Here is a 2,507-nt window from a genome sequence, read left to right on the forward strand (position 1 = left end):
GGGCTCTTCAGGTTCTGCGGGTTCTTCCGGCTCGTCCGGTTCGAAGTCCGGCAGAAGTCCTGTGCCCGCTGCAGCGGAGCAAGCTGCTGGTCTACCTGAAGGTCGACCCGAAGGATGTCGACCTGGTTCCGGGCTTCACACGGGACGTGTCAGGTCTCGGTCACCACGGGACGGGGGATCTGGAGTTGCAGCTGCGTACGGCGAGGGACGTGGAGCGGGCGCAGGATCTGTTCCGGGCGAGCTGCGCGGCGGCGTGATCGGATGCCGCTGCCTGCGTCCTGACGGGCTGCGCTTCGTGCTGTGTTTGCGGTCGTGGGGGGGCCTTTCGACGGGCGGGCAGGGCGTGGCGGTGGACTGTCTATGGTGCGCGGGATCGCCGGTTTGGCCAACCGGCGATCCCGCGCTATGTTGCCCCGCCGTCGTGCGTCGGTGATCAGCGGGAACGGCTGGCCGCTGTACCGGCTGTACCGGCTGTACCGGCCGCGACGGGCGCGGTGGCCTGCGGGCTGGTGGTGAGGCTGGTCTTTCGTGCGTGGCCTGCGGGCTGAGTGTGGCGGGTGCCGGTGTCGTGGGCGAGGGTTTCGGAGATGTTGGCCAGCAGCGGGCTGGGGGTGTACGGGGATGCCGTGACGGTCCAGGTGGGGTGGTCGACCAGAGGGTCCAGGTGGTGAGGTTGCTGTTCGGTTGGTGGGCGGCGAATGCGTCGAACCGGATGCCGGTGTCCCGGGGAAGGGGTTCGTTCACCGGATCCAGCGTCCGTCGACGGTGTGCTCCCAGCCGGCGTCGGTGAGGGGTTGGGTGGCGGCGGTGACGGTCTTCTCGGTGACGGGGCTTCCGATGGCGGTGTCCCATGTCTCGCCTGCGGCGAGGTGGTGGAGCAGGGTCTGGAGCAAGGGAGCGGGGGTGGTGCCGGTGGCGGTGAGGTGCCACATCCGGTCGGAGACGGGCGTCTCGTAGGCGGCTACGGTTCAGGCGGCTTCGCGGGGGTCTGCTTCGTGGATGCGTTCGATGCGCAGGATCTGGGACTCGTGGATGGCGTGTGTGGTGTCGTCCGAACAGGTCCGTTCCCTGTCAAGTTCTGCATGTTGAGCTGCTGTTGGACTGCACCGCTGGTCCATGGCTTTGGCAGCGGTTCGTGGCCCACTTGGCAATCAGGGCTGGACCCACCGGTGTTGACGGCAAGGGTGATGTGTCACCGTCCTTGTTGCGGTCGGAGCATCGATGTGATCTACGGCGGGGGCGGCGACCCAGCTCGTACTCGATGCATGCCGCCTTGGTGTTGCGCGTCAGCGGTGGTCGATGTAGGCGACGAGTCCGCCGACGGTCAGACCCACTGCGCATCCGCTGCGGAAGTACTCGTGGCGCATGTCCGGGGTGTACTGCGCGTCGGTCATCCCGTACGGTGCGCGGACGCCCAGTGTCACGCCGCACAGGCACACGACGTATCCGTGACGCAGGGCGGCGGCCTCCCACTCGGGGTCGTGCGGGACCCAGGTCCGGGAGTAGATGTCCCCGTCGGGCGTCCGCAGTTCCAGCCTGGAGTAGGTGTGTCCGAAGTTCTGCCACGGTCCTGGCTGGTCATCGGGTATCTGGTGCAGCTCCCATCCGGGGACCGAGCGCAGGTCGGCGTAGCCGGGCGGCCTTCGTTTCATGCCGAAATAGACCTCGTCGGGGTCGCGTCGCGGTGGTTCACGCATGCGCAGCTTGTCGAATATGGTGGGCCGCTTGTTGCCGAGGCAGACGCCGTCATCGTCGGATCTTGGCGGGTCGGGCAGGTGCACGTCGGAGAATTCGGGCGGTAGGCGCTGCATGCCGAACAGGATGGCGCCTTCGATCTGCGGTTCCTTGGGTACCTCGTCGATTGAGGCTGCCTGCGGCACGGCGTACTGGATTCCGTAGCCGTTCACCCTCAGGCTACGCCTGAACTCGAAGAGGGCAGCGGGCATGTGACGTGTCTGCGCGTGATCGAGGGTGACTGTGCCTTCCGCGGTCTCCAGACCCATGAGGATGCCCCCGAGCAGCAGCGCGGGGTCGTCGCAGAACAGGGTCTCCCCGATGTCGTCGACCTCTTCGTACTGACCGTACTGACGCCTGCTCATCTCCTTCAGCCCTCCGGTTGGTTGCCGTTCCGCGTCCGCGAGGCGGACGGCTGGATGTTGAACCATCCTATTGAAGTATCGTTGAACAATCCATGATGTAGTTCCGCTTCGTCTCCTTCGTGTAGTTCCGGAAAGGGCTGCTGCGCGTGTACAGGCTGAGGAGCTCGTCGCCGCGGTAGTCCGGTGCCAGCAGAATCGGATCACCAGGTCGGATCCTGGCAGACTCTTCGCGCTCCGCCAGGTCTGGCCACCCCGCGAGCACGGGTATGCGAGGGGACACGATCGGCGCCCTCTGTGGGACCCAGAACACACGCCAGTTGCCCATCACGCCACCCTGCCAGATCGGCTTCAACCCGCCGATTCAATAGGGAAAGCGTGCCATTTCTGCCATTCGCCGTCGGAGTCGAT

2 protein-coding genes and 1 pseudogene are annotated in these 2,507 nt (G+C 66.1%); 1 reads left to right on the forward strand and 2 read right to left on the reverse strand.

Translation table 11 applies throughout. The features are described from left to right. Window positions 1-257: pseudogene (locus tag ABZ646_RS44820) on the forward strand (hypothetical protein); the annotation flags it as partial. Window positions 258-740: 483 nt separating this feature from the next. Here ABZ646_RS44820 and ABZ646_RS44825 read toward each other — a convergent pair. Together ABZ646_RS44825 and ABZ646_RS44830 are read right to left on the reverse strand one after the other, a co-directional pair. Beyond that, entirely contained in the window at window positions 741-932 is a 192-nt protein-coding gene (locus ABZ646_RS44825; protein WP_360533045.1) for a hypothetical protein, read from the reverse strand. A gap of 354 nt (window positions 933-1,286) precedes the next feature. Continuing rightward, a complete protein-coding gene (locus ABZ646_RS44830; protein WP_360533048.1) occupies window positions 1,287-2,099 on the reverse strand; it encodes a hypothetical protein in 813 nt (270 codons plus the stop codon). Between the last annotated feature and the right edge of the window lie 408 nt (window positions 2,100-2,507).

Source organism: Streptomyces sp. NPDC007162 (assembly GCF_040634175.1).
Lineage (GTDB): Bacteria > Actinomycetota > Actinomycetes > Streptomycetales > Streptomycetaceae > Streptomyces.